The following is a 23893-nucleotide window of genomic DNA, read 5'->3' as shown; positions in this document are numbered from 1 at the left end:
CTCCCGCGTCGGGTCCAGGCACCGACTACCCACCGCGATCGGCACCGAATCACCGGCCGATCGGGAAGTACTCGGTCCACCGGGTCTCGGTGACGCGCTTGCCGTCGTCCCACAGCTCGACCTGGAACCGCATCCGGCCCTTCTCCGAGAGGTTGAACTCGCACTCCACCTCGGGACCCCCGCTGCCGATGTCCCGGCATTCCTCGGTGCGCCCGTAGTCGGTGGCGACGTCGGTGCGGATCGACATGCCGTCGGCGCGGGTGTCGTGGGCGTAGACCCGGTCGCCGTAGGGCTTGAAACAGCCGGTGCCGCGTGCGACACCTCCGTGCTCCAGGGTGCGGCAGTAGCGGGTGGCGCGCGGCACCGCCGGTTCGGACTCGGCTTCGGTCCTCGGCGGCGGTTCGAGCCCGGGCGAGGTGGCCGGGACCTCCGCGGAGGCCGACGTGGGCGCGCTCGTCGCGGCAGCGCTCGGCGGACCCTCCGGTGCGGCCACCCGTCCGGCGATCTCGGTCGGCCGCGAGGCGAGCAGGGCGGCCACCGCGCCGACCACCACCACCGCGGCGACCGCGGCGAGCCACGGCCAGCGCCGCGGTCCCCGGGACGGCTCACCGGCCACCGCGTCCGAGCCCAGCGGGACCGGGCTGGTCAGAGCCGCCCGCGCGGCCCGGGCCAGCTCCCCGGCGCCGGCGAACCGGTGGTCCGGGTTCTTCGCCATACCGCGCTGGACGATCCGGTCGAACCCCGGCGGCACGGCCGAGCGCAGCGACGTCGGACGCGGCGGCGGGTGGTTGAGGTGGGCGTTGATCATCGAGGCGGCGGTGTCCCCGGCGAACGGCTTCGCCCCGGTCAGGCACTGGTGCAGCACGCAGGCCAGCGAGTAGACGTCGGAACGCGGATCTCCCGGCGAGCCGTCGAAGCGCTCCGGCGCCATGTAGTCGAGGGTGCCGATCGCGAAACCGGTCGAGGTCAGCGTCGTTCCCGTGCGCACCGAGTGCGCGATGCCGAAGTCCACCAGGTAGGCGAACCCGTGCTCGCCGAGCAGGATGTTGGACGGCTTGACGTCCCGGTGCACGAGCCCCTGGGCGTGCGCGGCGTCCAGCGCCTGCGCCACCTGCTCGACCACGCCCACCGCCTCGGCGGCAGGCATCGGCCCGGCCCCGGCCAGCCGCGACCCCACGTCACCACCATCGACCAACCGCATGTCCAGGTACATCCGGCCGTCGATCTCCCCGTAGGAGTGAATCGGGACGACGTGCGGCTCGTTGAGCCGGGCCGCGGCGTGCGCTTCCCGCTTGAAGCGCTCGCGGAACTCGGGATCGGCGGCGGCGTGCTCGGCCAGCACCTTCAACGCCACGATCCGATCGTGACGGGTGTCGTAGGCGCGCAGGATCTCGCCCATGCCGCCGCGCGCGATCACCCCGTCGACCCGGTACGGCCCGAACTGCCACGCCACGGTGCGCCACTCCCCCCGCCGACAACGACGGATCATCCTATGCGCCCGCGCCAGCACCCCGCCGACACCCACCCGAACCCCGACGACCAGCGGAAACAGCCGAACCCAGCCCCCGATGATCGCCCGTTCGGCGGTGCGCTAAGCTGGTTCCACACCGCAAGCGGTGACCGGGACGTAGCGCAGCTTGGTAGCGCACTTGACTGGGGGTCAAGGGGTCGTGGGTTCGAATCCCGCCGTCCCGACGGTCGTGATCAGGGCCGATGCCACAGGGCATCGGCCCTGATCTCGTTGTGCCTGTCTAACTGCCTGTCTATCGCTCGGGCTTGAAGACGGTGTCCATGACCGTCCCGCCTCCCACGAGCACCGGGCCCAGCTCCTTCCGGTAGACCCGCTCGGTCACCGCGGTCCCGCTGCGTCCCACGATCCGCGCGATGTCCTCCACCGGGACGCCGGAGGCCGACTTCACCGAGACGAAGCTGTGCCGCAACTCGCGCGGCGCCCACTCGTCCGGCGGCAGCCCGGCGGCCTTGACGCCCCTGCGGAAGTCGCGGCGCACGTTGTGCAAGTCGAGCTGCGTGCCGGTCCAGGACGGGAAGACCAGCCCGCAAGGGTCCCACCGGCGGCCGGCGCGCTGGGCCGCCGCGACCTGGCGCAGGCGGTGCAGGCGCAACGCCACGACGCAGCGCATCGGCAGCGCCAGCGTCCGCCGGGACTTCTTGGCCTTGATGTCCCCACCCGCTCGGACGGAGTGCCACACCTCGATGCTGCGCGGCACCGACAACTGTTTTTTTAACGACTACCTGCGATTCTCTGCGGCAGATTCACCCATGCCGCTCGTGCGCTGCGCCGGGACGCTACGTGGCTTGACATTCCGGCGCGGTGGAGCGATTCGCGCGATGCTGTGGTGACGATTCGACGGCAGGTTCTCAGCGGCAGAGCCCCAGGGCCTCGTTGTGCGTAGAAAACCTGAGGGTCGACAGCGCCGTTGCCGGTGTCGATTTGGAGGCGCAGGTGCGGCTCGGTGGACTCGCCCGCGGTTGCCGACTTCGGCGATGAGCGCCCGTAGGCTTCCGCCGGCGGCGCCCGAGCCGAAGAGATAGCAGGCGGCGACGAAGATGGCGTCGTGCGGGCGATAGCGCGAGGATGAGGCGACCCCGCCGGGCGGAAGGGTGCAGCCTGCGACGACGGAGTCGAAGGCGGCTGGAGAATCTGCGTCAGAGTTTCGGTTATCGCTATGAGAATGGGAAAGCACCTGGCAGGGCGGCTGCGGCGTCGCGAGCCATGAAGGCCACGTCTGCGTCACGCGATACGGGCTGGCGAGCCTAGGCCAGGTCGTCGCTCAGCCCTGGGAGCACGTGGCAGCCCGAGGCAGCGCGGTTCCCGAGCACGTCCGTCGCATCGCGGCGGACGCGGCCGCCGATGAATCCGTCGTCCTTGCCCGGTTGGCAAGCATGAGCGCCGCCGAAGCAAGCTGCTCCGGCCGCGCGCCAGCGTCGGGATCACCACCACCCAAGCGCCAAATGTGTCGCCGGAAGAGCTTGCCGCGCGAGTCGGTGAACCAGTTCGGCCCCTGCACACCGACCGACTCCAGCGGCGCGTTGACCGCCCCGGAGCCGGAGAACAGGAACAGGAAGATCACCGAGATCGCCACCGAGCTGGTGATCGAGGGGAAGTAGAACACGGAGCTGGTTACCGCCACGCCGCCGATCGCGGCGGCAACGGGAAGCGCCGCTCGACACGGGCCCCGGAGATCACCGGCGACGAACCCGCGCCTGAGTTCCAGGCCCGCGACGAAGATGAGGGCGAGCAGGCCGTCCGCGGTCCATTGCGCCAGGGTCAGTCCGCGGTGCAGCGCGGCCGGTCCGATCTTCCACGCCGCCAGGCTTGAGTACGCCTCGCGCCACGGCGAGTTCGCCCAGAACGGCGGGCTTCGGGCCAGGAACCGCGCCTGAGGAGGCAGCGGGCACGGCACGCTGTGGGGCTGGCACGAGTCTCCTGCGTCCACGGCTCATCGAACGCCGACCAGCCTTCCCGGCACGCCTACTCGCCAGCGTACGTGGCGCCCTCACGCGTGCACCGCGACCGCAGCCGGTGTGCCAGGCCACGACGCCTCGCCCGCAGCGGAGCCGGAGAGATTTCATTGATTTGTGAAACGCGTGGTGTTTATGATGAGTATATGACTGCTGAAGGAGGCGAAGACTCCAGCGCCCGGCTGCTGCGTTACGTCGAGCGCTTCGCCCAGGTGCTCGAGGAGTCCGGCGTCCCGCGGATGCCGGCTCGGGTCTTCGCCTACGTCCTGGCCGAAGACCGCGACCGCTACACCGCCAGCGAGCTCGCCGCCGGCTTGCGGGTCAGTCCGGCGGCGATCTCCGGGGCGGTCCGCTACCTCGTGCAGGTGGGGCTGGTGACCAAGGAACGCGAGCCCGGCATGCGCAGCGACCTGTACCGGATCGACGACCGGGACATCTGGTCACGCATCTTCCTGCAGCGCTCGGACCTGCTCAGTCACTACGAGAAGGCCGCCGCGGAGGGCGTCGAGACGCTGGGGCCGGATACCCGCGGCGGTCGGCGGATGCGGGAGAGCCAGGAGTTCTTCGCGTTCCTGCGTGCCGAGTTGGACGCGGTGATGGCGCGCTGGCGCGAGTACCGGCCCCAGCTCGATCTCGACCGCTGAGGTCCGTTCCTCGCCCGCTACCGCGGCAGCAATCCGACCGTTCACCCACCACGAGCAGCGCCGCATGGAGGTCCGAGATGACCAGCTCGACAACGCCGATGACCGAGGGGCTGCCACCCCTCGGCAGCCCCGAGTTCGCCGCCGACCCGCAGCGGCACTACACGTGGCTGCGTGAGCACGCCCCCGTTGCGCAGACCCGGATCGATTACGGACCGGTTTCCCAGCCCGCCTGGGTGCTCGCGCGCTACCAGGATTGCCGGGCGATGCTCACCGACCCTCGCCTGCCCCGCTCGCCCGGCGACGGCTCGGCGATGGCAGCCGGGCTACCCGAGCACATCCGGATGGTGAGCCAAGAGTCGCTCATCATGAAGGACGGAGCCGAACACAAGCGCCTGCGCGCACTCGTGGCCAAACCCTTCACCCCGAAGGTGATCGAACGACTCGGTGAGCGGGTCCGCGCGCTGGCCAACCGAAGGCTCGACGCACTGGTCGGACAGGACGTCGTCGACCTGCGGCAGGAGTACGCCTTGCCGATCCCCTTCACAGTCATCGCCGAGATGGTCGGGGTGAACGAGGCCGATCGCGCACGGTTCCAGCTCGGCGTGGCCGCCATGCTCAGCGACTACGAGGGCACCCGGGAGGACTGGGACGCCAAGATCCGCGACCTGGTCGACTTCGTGCGCGAGCTGGTGGCCCGCAAGCGCGCCGAGCCCGCCGAGGACATCCTCACCGGCCTGGTCCAAGCCGAGGAGGACGGCGACCGCCTCTCCGAGGACGAGCTCGTGGCCATGGTGTTCACCCTGATCGTCGCCGGCTACGAGACCACGTTCAACCTGATCACCAACGCGGTGGTCACCCTCCTCGACCACCCTGAGGACCTCGCCCGCCTCCGCGAGGCACCCGAGGACACGGCGCTGTGGCGCTCGGCCATCGAGGAGATCGTGCGCTTCGCCGGACCGGTCGGGGGTACCAAGCCGGCCACCGCCATCGAGGACATCACCTGGTACGGGCAGACCGTCCCCGCCGGGTCCGTGGTGATTCCGCTGCTGGCCTCGGCCAACCGAGACCCGGCGGTCTTCGACGAGCCGGACCGGTTCGACATCACGCGAACGCCCAACCACCACCTCGGGTTCGGTCACGGCCAGCACTTCTGCCTCGGGGCCAGCCTCGCCCGCATGGAGGCCCGAGTGGCGGTGCAGGTGCTACTCGCCCGGCACCCGGCGATCACCCTGGCCGTCCCGCGTGACGAGCTGGCTTTCGAGCCGATGCCGCTGTGGACCCGATACCAACAGCTGCCCGTCCACCTGGGCTGAACGTCAGCCGAACGGCACACGCGCGTGCCCGGCACAGGACCCGTGAGCTCATGCTCCTGACGCGGTGGTCGAGGAAATCGCGTCGGCCCCACCGAGGAGCGAACCGCAGGGAAGGAGACGCACGATGCGTATCGAGGTGAACTGGGATCGGTGCGCCGGCAACGGCCTCTGCGAGTTCGAGACCGACAAGTACTTCGAGGTCCAGGACAACGGCAAGCTTGACGTGCTGCAGTGGGAGGTTGACGGGGACGACGAGCAGAACGTCCATCGCGCAGTGGCGGCCTGCCCCACCGAGGCGCTTTCGATCACGGAATAGGGAACCTTGTCCGAAATGCGGGTACTCGACGGTCCGCTGATGAGGTCTGTTCCGGGGCGCACGAGCGCCACGAGAACGTCGCCTCGGTCAACCCCTGCTGGCGGCCGGTTCGGGCTCGGGGCGGTGGGATCGTGTGGTCGGTCCGCCCATGTCACGACGGGGACGTTCTCGGGTGACCGGACCCACCGGCGTGGCTCGTCGGCAGCGGTCGCCCGACCGATGGAGCGGGACCGGGTCCGGACGGGCGGACCGGGGAGTCCGCCCGTCCGGCATCACACCCCGAGCAGCACCGGGAACGTCCGGGGGGCGTGGACGTGCACGCTGCGCCGGAAGGTCAGCACCTCGTCGGGTCCGGCGGCCCGGAGGTCCGGGAAACGCCGGAACAGCGCGGTCAGGGCGATCTCCGCCTCCAAGCGCACGAGCGCCGCGCCCAGGCAGCGGTGGATGCCGTGGCCGAAGGCGACGTGGCCGGCCGGATCGCGGTCCGGGTCGAGCCGGGCCGGATCGGAGAACCGGTCGGGATCGCGGTTGGCGGCTCCGGTCGAGAGCGTGACCGAGGCACCGCGCGGGATCGCGGTCCCGCCGATCTCCAGGTCCTCGGTGGCGAACCGCAGCGAGGCGTTGAGCGCGGGCGAGACCCACCGGAGCAGTTCCTCGACCAAGCCGGGGACGGTATCTGGAGAGGTCACCCCGGCCCGGGCAGCCGGGTCGGCCAGCAGGGCCCGCACGCTGTTGGTGATGAACACCGCCGTGGTCTCGTGGCCGGCCATCAGCAGCAGCATCGCCATCGCGACGATCTCGATGTCGGAGAGCCGTTCCCCGTCCTCCGAGGCCGCGATGAGGCCGGAGAGCAGCGCGTCGTCCGGGTCGTCGCGGCGGAGGGCGACGAGTCCGCCGAGGTAGTCGGCCATCTGCGCCGAGGCCCGGGCGAGTTCGGGTTCGGGGCACTCGTCGATCAGGATGGTCGACCAGTGCGCGAAGTCCTCCCGGTCCAGCTCGGGCACGCCGATCAGCTCGCAGATGACCTCCATCGGCAGCGGGATCGCGTAGCGGGCGACGAGGTCGACCGGCTCGTCCCCGGGGAGCCCGGCGAGCAGGTCGTCGGCGAGGGACTCGATCCGCGGGCGCAGCGCGGCCAGCCGGCGCGCGGTGAACGCCTGGGTGACCAATCGGCGCAGCCGGGTGTGCTCGGGCGGATCGAGCGAGGTCAGCATGTGGGACATCGGTGCGGGCAGGCCGGGCGGGGCCGACGCGCGCTCCTCGGCGGGCAGGGTGGCGCGCCAATCCTTGGCCAGCCGGGGATCGGCCAGCCCGGCGCGGACGTCGGCGTAGCGGGTGACCAGCCAGGTCGGTCCGGTCTCGAAGGTCACCTCGCGGACCGGGGCGTGCTCGCGGGCGTGGGCCAGGGTGGCGTGCGGGTCCCGCCAGTAGGACTCGAGGAAGGCCGCCTCGGTGACGGCTCCGGGGGTGGGCTCGCTCATCGGTGCCTCCGTTCCCTCAGTCCTTGACCGCGGTCGCGCTCATCCCGCTGAGCTGGTGGTTCGGCCAACGCGGCGGATCGCCCGCGGGGGTGTCGCCGAGCACCGTGACCCGGCGGCCGACCCGGCGCCCGGAGTAGTCGTTGACGGCGTAGTGCTGGGTCGCGCGGTTGTCCCACACCGCGACCGCGCCTTCGACCCACCGGTACCGGCACACCCGCTGCGGGCTCTCCGACACCGCGAACAGGTGGTTCAGCAGCGCCGCGCTCTCCTCGGCGGTGAGCTGCGGGATGCGCCGGGTGAACATGCGGTTGACGTAGAGCGATCGGCGACCGGTCTCGGGGTGCACCCGGACGACCGGGTGTTCCGCCTCGCTGCGGTAGGAGCCGGCGGGGTGCTCGAAGAGGTGGATCGCGGTGAGACCGTCGACCAGCTCCCGGATCGGGGCGGACAGCGCCTCGTAGGCCAGGTGCTGGTTGCTCCACATGGTGTCCCCGCCGACCTCCGGGCACTGCACGATCTGGAGGACCGAGGCGATGGGCGGGGACGGGGAGAACGTGACGTCGGTGTGCCAGACGTCGGCCTTCGCGCCCTGGTCGGAGTCGAGGACGACGATCTCGTCGTGCCCGGGCAGCTTCGGCAGGAACTGGTGGACCTCGAGCGGGCCGAAGCGGCGGCCGAACGCCTCGTGGGCGGCGGGGTCGAGCCCGGCCGCGTCCGGGAAGAACAGCACCAGGTGGTCGAGCAGCAATTTGTTGATCTGGGCGAACGAGCCGTCGTCGACGTCGGCCAGCGCGATGCCCCGGACTTCGGCTCCGAGCGCCCCGGAAATGGGTCGGACGTCGAGAGGAATCATGTTCATCTCCCTTTCTCGCGTATTCTTCGGGTCCGTTCCGCGGCGCGCGGAACGGAATGGAACCGGATGCCGAAGGGGCTTGCCCGCATCCCGGCGCGGTGCGATCGTCACGGGGAATCCCGAATTCGAACGTGACCATCCAGGAAAGGATTGCCGTGGCCAGTGGGACCACCGATTCCGCGTCCGGCACCACCGCTCTCGCCGCCCTCGTCGACCTCGCCACGCCCTTCGCGGTGCGGACCGCGGTCGCCCTGCACCTGCCCGAACTCGTCCGCGACGGGCACACCACGACGGCCGGGCTGGCGCGGGCATCCGGGGCCGATCCGGACGCGCTCGCCCGCCTGCTGCGCCACCTGGTGGCGGTCGGGTTGTTCGCCGAGCCCGCGCCCGGCGAGCACGCGCTCACCGCGGTGTCGCGGGCGCTGCTGGACGACCGCAACGCGCTGCTGCGCGCCTGGCTCGACGCCGATGGGCCCGGTCTGAAGATGGACCTGGCCTACGGCGGGATGCTGCACGCCGTCCGCACCGGCCGGTCGGCCTACGGCGCGGTGCACGGCACCGACTTCTGGTCGGACTACCGCGCCGACGAACGCCTGCGGTTGTTCTTCGGCGCCACGATGGCCGGGTTCTCCTGGCAGACCGGCCCGGAGGTCGCCGCCGGGTACGACTGGGGGCCCGTGTCGAGCGTGCTCGACGTGGGTGGCGGCACCGGGGCGCTGCTGGGCGCCGTGCTGACCGCGCACCCGCACCTGACCGGAGCCGTGCTGGACCTGCCCGAGGTCCGGCCGGAGGCCGAGCAGTACCTCGCCGGAGCCGGGCTCGCCGACCGCGCGGCGTTCGTCGGCGGTAGCTTCCTCGAGCCGCTGCCACCGGGCTACGACGTGCTGCTCGTCTCTCGGGTGCTCACCGACTGGCCCGACGACGACGCCACCCGGATCCTGCGCCGCTGCGCGGACGCGGTCAGCGGTGACGGCCGGGTCGTGGTGGTGGAGGTCCTCGCCGGTGCCGAGCACGCCAAGAACAACGCGTCGTTCGACCTCCAGTCGCTGACCCTGCTCGGCGGCCGCGAACGCCGGCCGGAGGACTTCGACGCCCTCGCCGCCGATGCCGGGCTGGTGCCGCGCGGGCGGCGGGACGGCGCCGGCGGTCTGGTGGTCCTGGAGTACGCCCGCGGCTGAGCTCACCGGTTCGCCGCCCCGGATCCGGCGGGGTCCGGGGCGGCGGGCACCCAGGCGGGCAGCCTGCCGGAGCGCGGGTCGGGCAGCACCCCGACCTGGTGCAGCCGGTCGAGCGGGGACAGCCGCCGCACCCCCAACCCGGACATGGTGTGCATGACCTCGTGGCGGATGCGGTCGTTGCCGCCCGTCCCGGCGAGGGCCCGGCGGCCGACCCAGGACCGGCTGGTGATCATCCGGGCCGCGTTGTGGCTGGTCCGGCCGATGTGCCGGAGGTCCTGCCGACGTGCGGCGTCGTAGCGGCGCAAGGCGTGGTCGACGACGTCGGCGGCGAGCGAGCCGCCCTGGCGCAGCACCGCGGCGAGCTGGTGGGCGTCGGCGATGGCGCTGTTCATGCCCTGCGCGGCCATCGGGTGCACCGAATGGCCGCTCTCCCCGACCAGGGCGAGGCCGGGGGCGGTCAGCGTGGCGGCCAGGGAGCGCGACACCGGCAGCACCTGCCGGTCCCCCGCCCCGGCGCGGAACGCCTCGGCCAGCGGGGCCAGCGCGGGGCAGCCGTCCAGGACCCGATCGGTCCACCGGCGCAGCCCGGTGGCATCGAGCCCGCGCAGCTCGTCCGGCCCGACCTGGACGTAGAGCCGGGCACGGCCGCCGGGCAGCGGATAGCGCAGCCGCAACCCGTTCTCGGTGACGTAGGCGGAGAAGTCCGGTTCCACCTCCGCCACGCCGTCGAGCTCGAAGGCCGCCAACCGGTGCGGGTAGTCCTGGCGCGGCGCGGTCAGCCCGACCGCGCGCCGGACCCGCGAGGAGATCCCGTCGGCGGCCACGACCAGCGACGCGGGCACGTCGCCGTCGTCGCACCGCACCCCGGTCACCCGGTCCCCGGTGCGCAGCGGCTCGCGGACCACCACCCCGCGCCGCACCTCGACCCCGGGCGGCAGCGCGTCGGCCAGCGCCGCCAGGATCGCCGGGTAGTCGTGGGCCAGCAGCCAGGGCTGCTCGGTCGGGAGCCTGCCGTAGTCGAGGACCATCCGCGGCCGGCCATCCGCGGCCCGGGCGACCAGTTTCGTCAGCCGCAACGCGCCGGCCCGCTCCAGGCGGTCGGCCACGCCCCACTCCCGCAGCACGGCCAGCGAACCCGGTTGCAGCACCTCCCCCTTGGCCACGGGCTGGGGCGCGGGGCGCTTCTCCAGCACGAGGACCCGGTGCCCGAGCCGGCCCAGCGCGCACGCGGCGGCGAGGCCGGCCACCCCCGCACCGCAGACGACGACGTCGTGCCGGGCGCTCATCGGATCGCCTCCCGATACCGGCCCAGCGCCCGGAGCGCCATGCCGTGGGTGAACCCCGGGTTGGCGTACCTGCTGACCCGACGGACGTACTCGTGCACGGGCTCCGGCCGCCACCCGCCCCCGGGCAGGCGGGCGTCCAGCAGCCACCGGATCGCGGTCTCCACCGAGGCCGGGTCGGCCCCCGCCGCCAGCAGCGACGACACCACCCACCCGGTCTCCTCGACCGTTCCGGGAGCCCCGTGGCCATCGCCCCAGGAACCGTCGGCGTTGCGGGCGCGGGTCAGCCATTCCCTCGCCCGCACCGCCGGCGCGGCCCCCGCCTGCCCGCACCGGGCGAAGGTCTCCAGCACCGCCGCAGTACCCATCGCGTGCTCCCGGTACCAGACCGACTCGAAGGCCCCGTCGCGGAGCTGCGCCCGGCCCAGCCAGCGCAGCGCCCGCCGGATCCGACGGTCACCTGCGGCGACGCCCGCGTCGAGCAGGGCGTCCACGGCCTGCGCGGTGGTCATCGGGCACGGGCCGCTGTTGGCGACCCGGGTGTTGCGGACGCAAAGCCCCCAGGAACCGCGGTCGTCCTGCCGGTCGCTGAGCCACTCGACGCCCCGCCGGACGGCGTCGGCCTGCCCCGTGCCGGGCAGCCGGGACAGCGCGGAGACGATCTCACCGGTCTCCAGCACCGCCGGCCACCCCCGGCTCCCGGTCCAGCCCCAGAACCCCGGCGGGCATCCGAACGCCAGGAAGGGCTCGTGCTGCTGGTTGCGGACGAACAGCTCCCGCGAGGCCGCGAGCCGGGGATCGTCCCGGTAACCGGCCTCGATCAGGCCCCGCACCGCGTACATCGTCCAGGCCGAGTCCAGCGGGGTCGTGGCCCACGAGCCGTCGGGGTGCATCCCGCGCCGCAGCCACCCGACCGCCGCGTCCACCATGTCCTGCCCCAGACCGGCCCGCGCCAGCCCGGTGCAGACCAAGCCGGTCACCCAGGCGTCCTCGGACCAGGACCCGACGGCGCCCTCGTGCTCGTAGGCCTGCCGGATCACGCGCAGCGCGTGCGGCTCGGCCCGGCGGGCCAGCAGCCGCTGCACCCGGGTCAGCGGGCGGTGCCGGGTCTGCGCGAGCCCGAGCGCCGAGGCCATCGGCAGCCGCAGGTCGAACACCCGCCGGTACAGCGCCGGCAGCATCGCCAGCTCCAGCGGGAAGCGGCGCATGTCCTGCGCGGCGAGCCAGCCGGCGAACCCGTAGAACTGCCGGCACCACAGCAGGACCTCCGGGTGCGGGATCGCCTCCAGCCCGCCGCGGTCGTCCATCCACCGCCGGCCCGCCGCGACCTGCTCGGCGCTGCCGACCGGATCCACCAGGTGCAGCGTCGCCGCCGACACCGCCGTCGGGCCCTGCTCGCTGGCCAGACCGGGCACCATCGCCCACCCGCCGTCGTCGTCCTGGGTGCGGCGCAGCCGCTCGGCACCCGCGGCGATCAGGTCGGCGGCACCACCCGGGTCCGCGAAGTGCAGCGCGGTGACCGCACCCGCCGTCGCCAGCGTGGACCGCAGGCCGTCCGCGCCGAAGTCGAAGACCCCGTCCGGCCGCTGCGCCCGCAGCAGCGCCTCGGCGCCGCCCGCGATGGCGGTCGGGAGTTCGTCCGGGATCCGGCCGGTACCGGTGCGGACCGATCTCATGGCGTGTCCTCTCCGCCCCCGGCGGTGGCCGGGAACTCGTGCCGGGCCCGCATCCGGGCCTGCATGACGATCGAGAAGGCGAGCGCGGGCACCAGCAGCGCCACGGCGGGCCCGAGGCCGACCGCGCCCGCCACCACCGCACCGGCGAGCACGAGCCGCTCGGCGACCAGCAGCTCGTGCGACCGCAGCGCGCGCCGCGCCGTCGCGGCCCCGGGGCGGACCGCTGCCAGGGCGCACCCGCCGACGACCGCCGCGACCGCGAGCAGCCCGAGCTGCGCACCAGGTCGCGCCGCGTGGACGGCGCCGAGGCCGACCGTCACCGTCCCGGCCGCCCACAGCGCGGCGGCCAGCCGCACCGCCACCACCGGCCCGTGCCGCACCGGCACCGACCGGTACCCGCCGGCCCGGTCCCCGTCGACGTCGCGCATCGTGCCGATCAGGTTGGACGCCGTGTCGTGCAGCAAGAACACCACCGCCGCTGGGACGATCGCCCAGGGCGGCCACGGAGCCGCGGTCATCGCACCGATGACCAGGGCGAGCGCCGACAACGCCCCCCGGCTGAGGTTCCCGGCCAGCCCCATCCGCTTGAACACGGTGCTGTAGGCGACGATCCCGCCCATCGCCAGCGCGAACACCGGCAGGATCCGCCAGTTCACCGCGAGCGCCGCCACCAACGACGCCACCGCGCAGCCGACGCCGCAGGCCACCGCCGTGGTCGGCGCCAGCCGACCGGAGGGGATCGGTCGCTGCGGCTTGGCGATCGCGTCCAGGTCCCGGTCGAAGTAGTCGCCGAGGTAGTGCCCCGCGAGCCAGCCCAGGGCGGGCACCAGCGCGGCGACGACGAGCTCGGCCGCCTCGCGCCCGCCCGCGACCAGGGCTCCGGCCAGCCCGAGCAGCGCCGGGTAGCACGTCGTGTAGGGCCGCCAGGTCTGCCAGTGCGCCGCCACCCGCCCGCCGCGCACCGGGAGCGCGGCGGGGCGGCCGTGCATCTCAGCGGTCACGATCGGCGGCGATCGTGGCGATGCGGGCGAGCCTGCGCGCGGCAGCGGGCCGGGGCAGCTCGTCCAGCCTGGCGACGGCGCGGTCGGAACGCTCCCGGGCGCCCCGGCGGGCGGTGGCCAGCGCACCGCTGCCGGTCACGGCGGACCGGAGCACCTCGAGCGTCTCGTCCGCGGGGAGCGCGCCCGACAGCGCGGTCTCGACGGCCTCCCGGTGCTCGGGTCCGCCGTCGCGGTGGGCGAGCAGCACCGGCCAGGTCGGCCGGAGGTTGCTCGCGTCGCTGGTGGTGGGTTTGCCCGACGCCCGGGAGTCGACGAGGTACGGCAGCAGGTCGTCGTGCAGCTGGAAGGCGATCCCGGTGTGGTGGCCGTAGTCGCCGAGCAGGTCGACGTGCTCGGGCGTACCGCCGCCGAGCAGCGCACCGGCCCGGCACGCAGCGCGGAACAGGGCCCCAGTCTTGAGCGCGGCCACCTCGAGGTAGTCCGCCAAGGCGCTGCCCGTCCGCCCGGCACCCGGCGGCTCCAGCGCCGCCTCCCGCACCTGCCCCCGGCACAGCTCACCGCCCGCGCGGGCGAGCTCGGAGATGACCGCCACCACCGTCCGCGGCGGCGCGTCGCACTCGGAGACCGCGTCGAACAGCTCGAACAGCAACGCGTCACCGGTCACGATGGCGTCGGCGACGCCGTAGCGGGCGTGCACCGAAGGCTGGCCGCGGCGCAGGTCGTCGCCGTCGATGATGTCGTCGTGCACCAACGACGCCACGTGCAGGTGCTCGATCGCCACGGCGGCGGGGAGCGCGGCGGCATCGCGACCGCCGACCGCCTCGGCCGACGCGACGAGCATCATCGGGCGCAACAGCTTGCCCGGCGCCAGCATCGCGTAGCGGGTCATCTCGTCGAACCGGTCGCCGGACTCGGGACGCCTGCGCCCGAGCGCGTCGCGGATCCCGGCGAGGTCGTCGTCATCCGCGCCCGGGCGGAGCGGGACCGTGCTCATCGTTTCGGTCATCGGACGGCCTCCCCCGCGAACCCGTCGGAGCGGTCGCCCTGCCCGGCGAAGCCGCGGGCCGCCGCGAGCACGGCGTCGTTGGCGACCGGGAGGCCGGTGCTGACGCGCACCCCGGCTCCGGCGATCTCCCGCACGGCCACCCCGTGCGCGGCCAGGTGATCGACGAACTCCTGGTTGCGCGATCCCAGGCGGACCCACAGGTAGTTGCCCCCGCTCGGCGGGACGTCGAAGCCGAGCCCGCGCAGGTCGCGGCGGACCCGGTCCCGCTCGGCGGCCACCTCCCGGCACTGGCGGCGCATCCGCCCACCGGCGTCGAGCGCGGCCAGCGCCGCCGCCTGCGCGACGGTGGGCACGCGGTGGAACGGCGTCGTCCGGCGCAGCGGCGCCACCACCTCCTCGGCCCCGGTGAGGTAGCCGACGCGCAGGCCGATCAGGCCGTGCGACTTGGAGAACGTGCGCACCGCCGCCACCCGCCGGTCGACCTCCGCCAGCTCCGCCGCGTCGGCGATCGCGTCCGGGTCGGCGAACTCGCGGTAGGCCTCGTCGACGAGCACGAGCACGTCCGGCGGCAGGGCGTCGAGCAGCGCGGCCAACCGGTCCGGGCCGAGCACCTCGCCGGTGGGGTTGTTCGGGTTGCACACCAGCACGACCCGGGTCCGGTCGGAGACCGCCGCGGCCACGGCGGCGAGGTCCTGGCGGCCTCCGGGGTCGTCGGGCACGGCGACCGGCTCGGCGCCGGCGTTGCGGATCAGCAGCGGATAGAGGTCGAACGACGGCCAGGTGTGCAGCACGGTGCTGCCCGGCCCGGCGTGCGCGGCCAGGAACTGTTGCAGCAGCGCCCCGGAGCCGGCACCCGCCACGACGCGCCCGGGGATCGTCCCGAGTTCGGCCGCCAGCCGGGATTCCAGCCGCGCGGCGAGCGCGTCACCGGTGAGGTTGATCGAGGCGAGCGACGTCGACGCGGCCTCGTGCACACCCGGCAGCATCGGCCAGTGATTCTCGTTCAGAGACAATTGGTGAACGATCGGGGTCAATTCACAAACCTTCCCTGGCGGAACGGAATGGCAAGGCCCCCGAACTCCCCCTCGCACAGGGATCTCGGCGCCGAATGTATCGATCACGGAGCAATGAAGTCAAGGATCTTAATCGCCTTCTGCGCGCAACATCCGCGCAATTCCGGTGCCACCGGAACGGCGGTTGCGGTTACCGATATCCGGCAATGTCAAGCATTTCCGGTAACGCGATTTCACTGGAGATGAGCGCCGGTTGCGATGCTCGGCGGTTGCGCGACCGGCGAGCGCCGGTACGGCCCCGTGCCGACCGGGAGCGGCACCGCTGGACCGCGCATGCGGTTCGCAGCCTCAGCGATCCCCGCGCGGAGGAGCCGCGACGCCGGTGCGGGGCCGCCCGAGGTCCCGCCACGCACGTGAGGATGTCAGCCCGGCCCCACCGTGTCGGTCCGGGCTGTCCCCACCGGCGCACGGTCTGGTCGCGCACCGTCATCGACCCACGTCTCCGCGCCGCGATCATCGACCCACTCGCCCACGCCCGGTCGGCGACTGCGCGCTGAGCCGACACTGTCGGTGGGAGCTGGTTACCTGACCGGATGTTCGAAACTACCGACGAGCTCCACAGCCTCCAGGTCCTGCTCGACACGTCTTGGGCCGGCTCCAGCAGCCACCTCAAATCGATCGTCCGGCCAGGTGAAAGCACCTTGGACGCCGAACAGGTCGTCCGAGTCTGCCAAGGCATGTGCACCCTGGCCATCGCCACAGTCACCCGGCGCGGTGAGCCACGCATCAGCGGCGCTGACGGGCACTTCCTGCACGGCAGTTGGATCGTCGGCACCCACCGCCAGGCCGCCAAAGCCCGCCATCTCGCGGCGCGGTCCGCCATCAGCGCGACCTTCATGCGCGGCGAGCAGCTCGGCATCTTCACGCATGGACACGCCGTTCCGCTGAACCCCGAGGCGACGAGCAGCGACCCGACTTGGCCGACCGTCCGCGACTACCTCGTCCACCACTACGACGGCGACGGCGACGATCCGTTCTGGGACGAGAACGTGTGGTACCGCATCGACCCCAACTGGATGGTCGCCTACAGCGCCGACCCCGCCGGACTGCCCGACCAACAACCATCAGTCTGAAGGAGTTCGCCCGGGTCCGCCTCCGGCCGTCACTCCGACGGGCGATTGCTGACGCACTTCGAAGTGCCTTTTGCAAGCCCCGCTCACTCACTCATGATGTTGTTACGCACTACTAGTGAGGTGAGCAGGATGGTTGAGCGGTCAACTCGGTCCGGGGGTCGAAGACCGGCCGACAGGCGGTGCTGATCTCCGCCCGAGGCGGCAGCTGCGCTCCCGGTGCGCCCAACCACGGCCCCGACTACGTGGTGCCCACGACCGAGACCGCGCTCGGACATGAGGGGCAGCTGGGCCTCGATGTGACCACCGTGGTTCCCGAGCTGACACTGGCACTCCACTCGCCGTCCCTGGCCGAGCTCCTCCCGAAGCACGAGGCATCCCTGCCCGACGCCCACGACCGCGCCCGCCAGCTCGCCGCGATGATCACCGCCTGATTCCCAACGGCCGCGGAACCACAACACCCGCGACGGCTGAGCAGCCCTACGCCGTGGCGAGACGCTCCGCTGAAAGGTCGCAGCCCGAAGTGACCGGGCCGCGGCTCGAATCCCGACGGCGCAGTTCAGGCCCGCCGGGTTTCGAGCCGGACGAGCGGTGTCGCCGCTGCGGATCCGAAGGCAGCCGTCGCCACACCGCCGTGCGGCGGTTGGCCACGAGCCGCTGGGCCGGCGGCCGGACCACCTTGGTCATCACAGCCACCCACCGCAGCGGCTGGCGGCGTTCTGCTGGCCGTTCATGGCAGGTGTGCGGGGTACCCGCAACGCCGCGGATCCGGCGAGGAACTCGCCGCGGTCGTGGACGCGGCGACCCGGTGGCGGGTGGCAGGGCAGCCCGCAGCCCACACCGGGTTCGTTCGCTGACGGTCGGCACAGCCGATCGGACCCTCCGCGGTGCTGACCCGGCCAGAACGCATGCGGTCAAAATCCTGTGCCCGTACACGAGGAACGTCTGCTGGACACACGGACCTCGCTACCACCGCATGAACGCCCGATGTCACCGCCACGCGCCGGCAGAGCTGCCGAGGTGCCCGACCGCCGGGCTCCCCGCAACTCGCGGAGCCTGGCGACCTCGGGCACCACCGCGCTCCGGGCGCCCTTCCTCGTGCACAGCATCAGGGCGTGCTCCGCCGGAGCCGCGCCGGGGTCCACCCGCTCATCGTGAAGTCGACGACGGCTCGGTAGCGGGCGCGGCCGTTGCGGACGTGATCGAGTGCGTCGTCGATCCGTTCCGCGGGGAAGACCTCCACTTCGGCGCGGATGTCGTGCAGGGCGGCGAAATCGAGGAGCCGGCGCGTGACGACCGGGGGCCCGACCACGGCCGACACCAGCGACTTCTCGGCGGGGAGGACGCTGATCGGGCTGATGGTGAAGGGGCTGGCCGGGAAACCGACGACGCACAGCTTGCCGCGCGGGCGCAGGGCAGCGAAGTAGTCGTCCCAGGGCAGGTCGGCGCCGACGGTGTCGAGCACGAAGTCAAACTCGTCGCGGACGCGCGGCAGTTCGCGGGCGTTGCGGAAGGCGTGGGCGCCGAAGCGGAGCGCGTCGTCGGCCTTGTCGTCACTGGTGGAGATCGCGGTGACGTGGCAGCCCCAAGCGGCGAGGATTTGCAGTGCGAGGTGCCCCAGGCCACCGATACCGACCACGGCGACGCGGTCGGTGGGGCGGACGCCATGCTCGACGACGACGTTGAACACGGTGGTGCCGGCGCACAGCAGCGGACCGGCCTCCTGGGATTCCAGGGCGTCCGGGATCGACGGGACGTGGCGCCAGTCGCTGGCCCGCACCTGGCTGGCGAAGGTTCCGCCCATGCCGCGCAGGACCGTGTCGTCCCGGTCCGGGCACAAGTGCTGTGAACCGGTGAGGCACCATTCGCACCGCGAGCAGGAACCCGCGATGGCGCCGACGCCGACCCGCTGACCGATGGGCAGCAGCTGCGGGTCGACGGCGGAACCGATGGCGCTGACCACGCCGATGGCCTCGTGCCCGGCGACGAGCGGGAAACGCGCGTAGCCGTGGTGGTCGTCGATGATCCCCAGGTCGGTGTGGCAGATGCCACTGTGGGTGACGGTGACGTCCACCTCCAGCGGACCGAGCGGCCGGGGCTCATACTCGTGCAGCTCAGTGGGCCCGCTCGCGTGCTTCACCGCATGGGCTCGTACGGTCATGGTGCGCTCCTGTTTCGCAGTCGGTCGTTGTGTCGTCCGGTGACCGGCGCCGGTGGGTCGCGGTGGTCCCGGCCCGCACCGGCCGGATGAAGCCGCTGCCGGAAGGGCGGTTCCCCCGGGGCGGTCAGCCGGAATGCCCGCGGGTGATGATGCGGGCGGCGGTGTGCAGGGCCTCGTACTGCCGCGCGGTATCGCTGCCGGACTGAGCGACCGCCGGGTTGATCAGGTAGAGGTGCTCGGCCAACTCGGTGGCGCTCAATCCGGCGTCCCGCCACTGGGCTTCGACGCCGGTGACCCGCAGCAGGTCGGCGATCTCGGCGACCACGTCGTCGTGGAGCCGGTCCAGCAACGGGCCGCTGATATCGGCGGCGGTCTGCAGGAGTTCGCGCACGACGGCGCGGTCCGCGTCGACCGCACCCCCGTGCAGAGCGGTCATCGCCAGGGCCAGCCGCTGGGGCAGGTCGACATCTTCGCGCTCCAGCGCGGTCAACGCCGCGGTGCGGACCTGGCCGACCATGCGTTCGATGGTCGCGTGAAACAGCGCCTGCTTGCCGGGAAAATGCAGGTAGAGGCCCTGTCGTGAGAAGTCCGCGGCGCGGGCGACCTCGTCCATCGAGGTCTTGCGGTACCCGAAGCGCAGGAACACCTGGAGCGCCGCGTCGAGAATCACTTCCTCACGGCTCGCCGGGACGGAGCCGGCCTCGCGACCGTGACCGGCCTCAGCACTCCTGCTCGCCATACCTGTTCTCCTCCCCGCGGCAACCAGTATGCATACTTGACTATATAGCACTATCTTGTCAAATATGCCCAGCGAAGGTGCTTCCGCGACGCCACCGGTCCCGCACACGCGTGGCGACGTGCCCGCAGCTTCATGCCCAGCCGTCCGACCTCGGACCACGTCGCTGCCCAGCTGCAGAACGCGCAGGCGGCCGCGCCGTCTCGGCCATGTCGACGAGGTCGTGCTACGTGACGCCCCGGGGAAATCCCGGCGCACTCCTCCGCCTCGCCAGGAGTGAGTGCCAACCACCTCCCGCCCCAGCGGCGTCCCGCGAACCCGTTGCGGCGAACGGGCCAGCACCCTGCGTACATTCGTGTCGATGCGACTGCTGGCCGGTTGTCCTCCTGGCGCGGTCTCTGCAAAGGTCATCGAGCCAGATCGACGAGTGATATCGAGCATCGTTCACCGCATTGTGGGGCGCCGAGGAGCGTGGGGAACTTTTGCGGATCGTAGCTGTGATGAACTACAAGGGCGGAGTCGGGAAGACGACTCTTACCGCGAATCTCGGCGCGGTCGCCGCGAGCCGCGGTTTGCGCGTGCTCCTCATCGACCTCGACCCGCAGACCAACTTGACCTTCTCCTTCTTTTCGATCGATGAATGGCAGGACCGGATCAAGGACGAGGGGACCATCAAGCAGTGGTACGAGGGCGAGATGCCGGGGCGGAACATCTCGCTGGCGGATCTCGTTCTCACCCCAGGACCGGTCAACAAGGCGCTCGGCGGCACGACCGGCAAACTCGACCTGATCTCCTCCCACCTCGGTCTTATCAACATCGACCTCGAACTCGCCGCGCTGCTCGGTGGAACCACCACCCTGAACGCGTCGAAGCGGAGATTCCTCGATCTGCACGGCTGCCTCCGGCGCGCGCTGGAAGACGAGCACTTCGGCCAGTACGATCTGGTGCTTCTCGATTGCGCACCGAATTTCGGGCTCGTGACCAAGACGGCGATCGTCGCCAGCGAGCACGTACTCGTACCGGCCAAGGCGGACTACCTGTCCACGTTGGGACTGGATTACCTCGTGGGCAATTGCGATGAGCTGAAGCAGCAGTTCAACGACTTCGTCGACCACCGGGGCGGGTCCGACGACCACCGTCCGATCACCTCCGAGTTCCTCGGCGTGGTCTTCACCATGGTGCAGATATATTCGCAACAGGTCACCGCCGCTCAGCAGACCTACATCGATCAGGTGCACCTGAATTCCCGGGTACCCGTGCTGAAGAGCAAAATTCGCAACAGCACTCGCCACTTCGGCAGCTCAGGGGAGGGCGGTGTACCGGCGATGCTCCGCGCCACGAGCAAGGACGAGGTCGTCAGGGAGTTCGACGAGCTGGCCGACGAGGTCCTGGGTGCGCTCGCGTTGTCCTCGGGCGGCGACCGATGAACGACCTGCGGAAGCTCATCGCGCTGAACGCCCGGTGGTACGAGTTCCTGGCGGAACAGGACGATACCGCGCTCGACGACATCATCAGCGGCACGTCCCGGTTGGCCGCTCTCCGCGATGATGGGTCACAGGCCGGCCCCGAACCGCGCCGGGACGCCCGAAGCAGTCCCCCTGCCGCACCACCGTCCCGCGGTCCGTTGCAGGCGGCGCAGGACCTCCCGAAGCTGAGTTCGGCGACCGAGCGGCGGGATTACCTGCACGCGGCGGGGTTCTCTGTGCCAGGGCTGCGGAAGGTGGCCAAGCTGTGCGGTCTCACCCGCTACAGCAAGCTCACCCGCACCGCGCTCCTGGACCTCCTCGCCGACTTCGGTCCCGACCGGGTCGACGAACCCGTGGCTCACCGCGACACCCAGGACTCCGGGCGACTGGACGATCCCGGGGCCGAAGGGACATCGACCGAGCAGAAGGCCCGGCCTGCGAACCCGGTGCCGCCGAGCGGAACCGCGCGAACGAACGCCGAGGCCGTGGCCATCGCCGCGCGGCTGCGCGAGACCGACACGGAAGAAGAGGGCTCCAGCTACCTCGACTCGCTGGGCCTGGACCGGGAGGCCCTGCTGGCCGTTGCCGCCCAGTTGCAGCTCACCCGGGTGGAACGCCTGTCTCGGGCGGAGCTCAAGCGGAGAGTGCTCAACCAGGCGATCGGTGCCCGGCGCAAGTTCGCCGGGCTGCGGAAGTGGTGAGCACGGATGGCTTCGGACGCGGCGGCGGACAATGACGAGACGAGCCGCCGCGCGAAGTACCTGATCGACGGTCGCCGGGTCATGGTGTCGGATCTGCTGGAAGCCGGCCTGATCCAACCCGGCGCGGCGCTCAGGTTCGCACGCAACCGCATCGGGACAACCCATTGCGCGACGGTGACGGACAAGGGCCGGATCCGGCTCGAACCCGACGGCGAGGAGTTCCGTTCGCCTTCCCGGGCGGCCATGGTCGCGGCGGGGATGCGGGCCGTCGACGGCTGGCGGGCATGGACGGTGGTCGGGCAGGACCGGTTGCTGGACGCGGTTCGCCAGGAGCTGCTCGACCGGACGATGGTCGGGGTTCCTCGGCAGCACGAGCACGCCACGCGGCAACATGTCCACGACCGCCTGCGGCAGGCACGTCGGCGCGCCGAGGACGCCGATCCCGAGCTCCTCTCCGTCCGCGAGCTCCTCGCGCTCTGGGGAGCGACCGATCGTGGTGACCAGGTTGGCCAGATCGAAGCGGATCTGGCCAACCACGGGTTAGTGACCTCGCCCAGCTTCCGCGCGGTGACGCTCGATGCGGTGATCACGCTGACCACGCCACCCGACGACGCCGCGGGGAGCGAGACCGCCGAGGCTCCGGATGACGGCCACGTGCAGGTCGCCGAGAACGACGAGGGGGACGACGACCTGAATGTCCGCCTCACGGTGGGAAACCTCTCGCCATTGTGCGGGGTGGAGTCCGTCGGCCCCAACAGCACGCTGGCCGAGGCGATCACGAAGCTCTCCCTCAACGACTTCTCCCAGCTCGCGGTCCTCAGCGGCCCGCGGAACGTGCGCGGCGCCGTGACTTGGCGCTCGATCGCACTCGCGCTGCAGCAGAAACCCGACGCGAGTGTCGCGGACGCAATCAACCCGCGCGTGGAGGTGGTCTCCTACGACCGCGACCTCTTCGAAACCCTCCCCGCGCTGCAACAGCGCGATTTCGTGTTCGTCCTGGACGAGACGAAGGCGATCAAAGGCATCGTCACGACGGCTGACGTGGCACATCGCTACGGCGAAATGGCCACACCCTTCTTCCAGGTGGGCGAGCTGGACCAGACGTTGCGCTGGATCTTGACCCGCGCCTTCGACATCGGAGAGGTCCGCTCGGTCTGCGGCAAGCACGTCACGAGCTTCGAGCGGCTCACGATGGGCGACTACCAGCGGGTTCTGGAGAACAAGGAGATGTGGCAGACGTTGGGTTGGCCCCTGGACCGATCCGCTTTCATCGCACGTCTGGAGGAGATTCGTTCGATCCGCAACAAGGTCATGCACTTCCACTCCGACCCCGTACCCGAGGACGCCGTGGACAAGCTGCGGAACTTCACCAACCTCCTTCGCCACTACCGCGACCTGGCATAGATCTCGCCGCAATCGGCCGACCGCTGTCCAGCGCGTCCAGCGCCCGGTGCGCTACGGCGCCTGCTCGCCCAGGCGGGCACGCAGTTCGGGCAGGAACTCGGGGTCGTTCTCGTCCACCTGGTCCAGATCGATGTCGTGCGGCAGCGACGTGACCGGGAGCTGCTGCAACAGGCACTTCAGGGATTCGCTGACCAATCGCTGCTCGTCCACTCCTTCGAGGAGCAATTTGTCGCGGAACCGGTCCGAGACCACCACGCGGTGTTCAGTGACCTGCTCGCCCTCGTGCACCTCGGCCGCGAACTCCCCGGTCCCCAGCTTGAGCACGCGCACTTGTTCGCTCATCCGGAGCCCCCAGCTCACCTTCCGCGCTGCGACAGCGCGTCGCGCATCCGGTCGATCAAGCCTGCGCCCGGATCGAGGATCATGTTCGCGGGCGGTGTTTTCGGTGCCGACGGGTGCGGTCGAGTCGGTGCGACCTCCTTCGCCCGGACGATCTTGGCGCCGAGCTCCTGCAGCTCTTCCTGGTCGCAGGCCTGCTGCAACCGTGGGAACAGGTCGCGCTCCTCGTCCTCGACGTGGTGCCGGATCTCGCTGATCAGCTTCCGGACCTTCTGGTCGAACTCGGCTTCGCTCGGGCTCAAGCTCTCGAGTTCTTTCAGGATCTCTTCGGCTCCGACGTGCTCCTCGATCTCGTGATCGGCCACCGCGTCGCCGTCCGGCAGGCTCTTCCGCGCCGTCGGGTAGAGGTACTGCTCTTCAGCCACGGAGTGCCGGACCAATTCGGTGATGATGTGATCGACGAGCGCGCGACGGTGCTCATCGGACAGCCCACCACGCTCGTAAGTTCCGAACGCCTCCTCCACCGCACGGTGATCCTTGACCAGGACGTCGATGAGATCACCCTTGTGCGTGGTCGCCTGCGCCATGACCAACCTCCTGCATTACCGATCGGTTCCCGGGCTGGGAACCGCACCCCCGAGACTGCCCGCAGGACGGCTATCGCCAAACCGCGATCACATGGACCAGGCAGCTATGGACGCAGAGTCGT

23 protein-coding genes and 1 tRNA gene are annotated in these 23893 nt (G+C 71.4%); 10 read left to right on the top strand and 14 right to left on the bottom strand.

Annotated elements, in window-relative coordinates; genetic code table 11:
• Nucleotides 1-49 precede the first annotated feature (49 nt).
• Nucleotides 50-1453 carry a serine/threonine-protein kinase gene (locus ACQP0T_RS12570; protein ID WP_433873178.1) on the bottom strand — a complete coding sequence of 468 codons (1404 nt, stop codon included), beginning with the start codon at nucleotides 1451-1453 and terminating at the stop codon, nucleotides 50-52.
• 168 nt (nucleotides 1454-1621) lie between these two features.
• Here ACQP0T_RS12570 and ACQP0T_RS12565 point away from each other — a divergent pair.
• Nucleotides 1622-1695 (top strand) — tRNA-Pro (locus tag ACQP0T_RS12565).
• Between the two features lie 68 nt (nucleotides 1696-1763).
• Here ACQP0T_RS12565 and ACQP0T_RS12560 read toward each other — a convergent pair.
• Together ACQP0T_RS12560 and ACQP0T_RS12555 are read right to left on the bottom strand one after the other, a co-directional pair.
• On the bottom strand, nucleotides 1764-2228 hold the full coding sequence (locus ACQP0T_RS12560; RefSeq protein WP_433873176.1) for a tyrosine-type recombinase/integrase: 465 nt from the start codon (nucleotides 2226-2228) through the stop codon (nucleotides 1764-1766).
• Nucleotides 2229-2792: 564 nt separating this feature from the next.
• Entirely contained in the window at nucleotides 2793-3425 is a 633-nt protein-coding gene (locus ACQP0T_RS12555) for a Na+/H+ antiporter NhaA (protein WP_433873175.1), read from the bottom strand.
• A 204-nt stretch (nucleotides 3426-3629) separates the two neighbouring features.
• Between ACQP0T_RS12555 and ACQP0T_RS12550 the strand changes: the two genes are divergently transcribed.
• From ACQP0T_RS12550 to ACQP0T_RS12540, 3 genes are all read left to right on the top strand, one after another.
• The gene (locus ACQP0T_RS12550) at nucleotides 3630-4127 is read left to right on the top strand and encodes a GbsR/MarR family transcriptional regulator (protein WP_433873173.1); all 498 of its coding nucleotides are present in this window, start codon (nucleotides 3630-3632) and stop codon (nucleotides 4125-4127) included.
• 77 nt (nucleotides 4128-4204) lie between these two features.
• A complete protein-coding gene (locus tag ACQP0T_RS12545) occupies nucleotides 4205-5440 on the top strand; it encodes a cytochrome P450 family protein (RefSeq protein WP_433873172.1) in 1236 nt (411 codons plus the stop codon).
• A 124-nt stretch (nucleotides 5441-5564) separates the two neighbouring features.
• Nucleotides 5565-5756, top strand: coding sequence for a ferredoxin (locus tag ACQP0T_RS12540; RefSeq protein WP_433873170.1), 192 nt, complete (start codon nucleotides 5565-5567; stop codon nucleotides 5754-5756).
• Nucleotides 5757-6028: 272 nt separating this feature from the next.
• On the opposite strand, the gene ACQP0T_RS12535 is transcribed toward ACQP0T_RS12540, so the two are convergent.
• Nucleotides 6029-7237, bottom strand: a complete 1209-nt coding sequence (locus tag ACQP0T_RS12535) for a cytochrome P450 family protein (RefSeq protein WP_433873169.1) — start codon at nucleotides 7235-7237, stop codon at nucleotides 6029-6031.
• Between the two features lie 16 nt (nucleotides 7238-7253).
• A complete protein-coding gene (locus tag ACQP0T_RS12530) occupies nucleotides 7254-8090 on the bottom strand; it encodes a TauD/TfdA dioxygenase family protein (RefSeq protein WP_433873167.1) in 837 nt (278 codons plus the stop codon).
• 155 nt (nucleotides 8091-8245) lie between these two features.
• Here ACQP0T_RS12530 and ACQP0T_RS12525 point away from each other — a divergent pair, with 155 nt between their 5' ends.
• On the top strand, nucleotides 8246-9268 hold the full coding sequence (locus ACQP0T_RS12525) for a methyltransferase (protein ID WP_433873166.1): 1023 nt from the start codon (nucleotides 8246-8248) through the stop codon (nucleotides 9266-9268).
• 2 nt (nucleotides 9269-9270) lie between these two features.
• Here the strand turns inward: ACQP0T_RS12525 and ACQP0T_RS12520 are convergent, their stop codons facing one another.
• The 5 genes from ACQP0T_RS12520 to ACQP0T_RS12500 are packed head-to-tail and all read right to left on the bottom strand — an operon-like array spanning nucleotide 9271 to nucleotide 15325.
• Nucleotides 9271-10554: an FAD-dependent oxidoreductase gene (locus tag ACQP0T_RS12520; RefSeq protein ID WP_433873165.1), complete on the bottom strand. Its 1284-nt coding sequence runs from the start codon at nucleotides 10552-10554 to the stop codon at nucleotides 9271-9273.
• Nucleotides 10551-12227 carry a prenyltransferase/squalene oxidase repeat-containing protein gene (locus tag ACQP0T_RS12515; protein ID WP_433873164.1) on the bottom strand — a complete coding sequence of 559 codons (1677 nt, stop codon included), beginning with the start codon at nucleotides 12225-12227 and terminating at the stop codon, nucleotides 10551-10553. The genes ACQP0T_RS12520 and ACQP0T_RS12515 overlap by 4 nt, the downstream gene beginning before the upstream one ends.
• A complete protein-coding gene (locus tag ACQP0T_RS12510; protein WP_433873162.1) occupies nucleotides 12224-13228 on the bottom strand; it encodes a UbiA family prenyltransferase in 1005 nt (334 codons plus the stop codon). The genes ACQP0T_RS12515 and ACQP0T_RS12510 overlap by 4 nt, the downstream gene beginning before the upstream one ends.
• Nucleotides 13218-14234, bottom strand: a complete 1017-nt coding sequence (locus tag ACQP0T_RS12505) for a polyprenyl synthetase family protein (protein WP_433873160.1) — start codon at nucleotides 14232-14234, stop codon at nucleotides 13218-13220. The genes ACQP0T_RS12510 and ACQP0T_RS12505 overlap by 11 nt, the downstream gene beginning before the upstream one ends.
• Nucleotides 14231-15325 carry an aminotransferase class I/II-fold pyridoxal phosphate-dependent enzyme gene (locus ACQP0T_RS12500; protein ID WP_433873695.1) on the bottom strand — a complete coding sequence of 365 codons (1095 nt, stop codon included), beginning with the start codon at nucleotides 15323-15325 and terminating at the stop codon, nucleotides 14231-14233. The genes ACQP0T_RS12505 and ACQP0T_RS12500 overlap by 4 nt, the downstream gene beginning before the upstream one ends.
• A 515-nt stretch (nucleotides 15326-15840) precedes the next feature.
• Between ACQP0T_RS12500 and ACQP0T_RS12495 the strand changes: the two genes are divergently transcribed.
• Nucleotides 15841-16380: a pyridoxamine 5'-phosphate oxidase family protein gene (locus ACQP0T_RS12495; protein WP_433873159.1), complete on the top strand. Its 540-nt coding sequence runs from the start codon at nucleotides 15841-15843 to the stop codon at nucleotides 16378-16380.
• Nucleotides 16381-16559: 179 nt separating this feature from the next.
• Complete coding sequence (locus ACQP0T_RS12490) at nucleotides 16560-16811, top strand: hypothetical protein (protein WP_433873157.1); 252 nt, start codon at nucleotides 16560-16562, stop codon at nucleotides 16809-16811.
• A 674-nt stretch (nucleotides 16812-17485) separates the two neighbouring features.
• Here the strand turns inward: ACQP0T_RS12490 and ACQP0T_RS12485 are convergent.
• Both ACQP0T_RS12485 and ACQP0T_RS12480 read right to left on the bottom strand, forming a co-directional pair.
• The gene (locus ACQP0T_RS12485) at nucleotides 17486-18538 is read right to left on the bottom strand and encodes an NAD(P)-dependent alcohol dehydrogenase (protein WP_433873156.1); all 1053 of its coding nucleotides are present in this window, start codon (nucleotides 18536-18538) and stop codon (nucleotides 17486-17488) included.
• Nucleotides 18539-18662: 124 nt separating this feature from the next.
• Nucleotides 18663-19208 (bottom strand): TetR/AcrR family transcriptional regulator, encoded by a 546-nt coding sequence (locus ACQP0T_RS12480; RefSeq protein ID WP_433873155.1) that lies wholly within the window; start codon nucleotides 19206-19208, stop codon nucleotides 18663-18665.
• Nucleotides 19209-19771: 563 nt separating this feature from the next.
• Between ACQP0T_RS12480 and ACQP0T_RS12475 the strand changes: the two genes are divergently transcribed.
• From ACQP0T_RS12475 to ACQP0T_RS12465, 3 genes are read left to right on the top strand one after another with little or no spacing between them, the layout of a single operon-like run.
• Nucleotides 19772-20701 (top strand): ParA family protein, encoded by a 930-nt coding sequence (locus ACQP0T_RS12475; RefSeq protein ID WP_433873154.1) that lies wholly within the window; start codon nucleotides 19772-19774, stop codon nucleotides 20699-20701.
• Nucleotides 20698-21441 carry a hypothetical protein gene (locus ACQP0T_RS12470; RefSeq protein ID WP_433873153.1) on the top strand — a complete coding sequence of 248 codons (744 nt, stop codon included), beginning with the start codon at nucleotides 20698-20700 and terminating at the stop codon, nucleotides 21439-21441. Before ACQP0T_RS12475 ends, ACQP0T_RS12470 begins: the two co-directional genes overlap by 4 nt.
• 6 nt (nucleotides 21442-21447) lie before the next feature.
• A complete protein-coding gene (locus tag ACQP0T_RS12465) occupies nucleotides 21448-22845 on the top strand; it encodes a hypothetical protein (protein ID WP_433873151.1) in 1398 nt (465 codons plus the stop codon).
• A 51-nt stretch (nucleotides 22846-22896) separates the two neighbouring features.
• Here the strand turns inward: ACQP0T_RS12465 and ACQP0T_RS12460 are convergent, their stop codons facing one another.
• Nucleotides 22897-23187, bottom strand: coding sequence for a hypothetical protein (locus ACQP0T_RS12460; RefSeq protein ID WP_433873150.1), 291 nt, complete (start codon nucleotides 23185-23187; stop codon nucleotides 22897-22899).
• A 14-nt stretch (nucleotides 23188-23201) separates the two neighbouring features.
• Nucleotides 23202-23771: a hemerythrin domain-containing protein gene (locus tag ACQP0T_RS12455; protein ID WP_433873148.1), complete on the bottom strand. Its 570-nt coding sequence runs from the start codon at nucleotides 23769-23771 to the stop codon at nucleotides 23202-23204.
• Between the last annotated feature and the right edge of the window lie 122 nt (nucleotides 23772-23893).

This window comes from Saccharopolyspora sp. CA-218241, from assembly GCF_050954615.1.
In the GTDB taxonomy this organism is placed as follows: domain Bacteria; phylum Actinomycetota; class Actinomycetes; order Mycobacteriales; family Pseudonocardiaceae; genus Saccharopolyspora; species Saccharopolyspora cebuensis.
The sequence above is the reverse complement of the archived record's forward strand: the minus strand, read 5'-3'. Positions and strand labels throughout refer to the sequence as shown.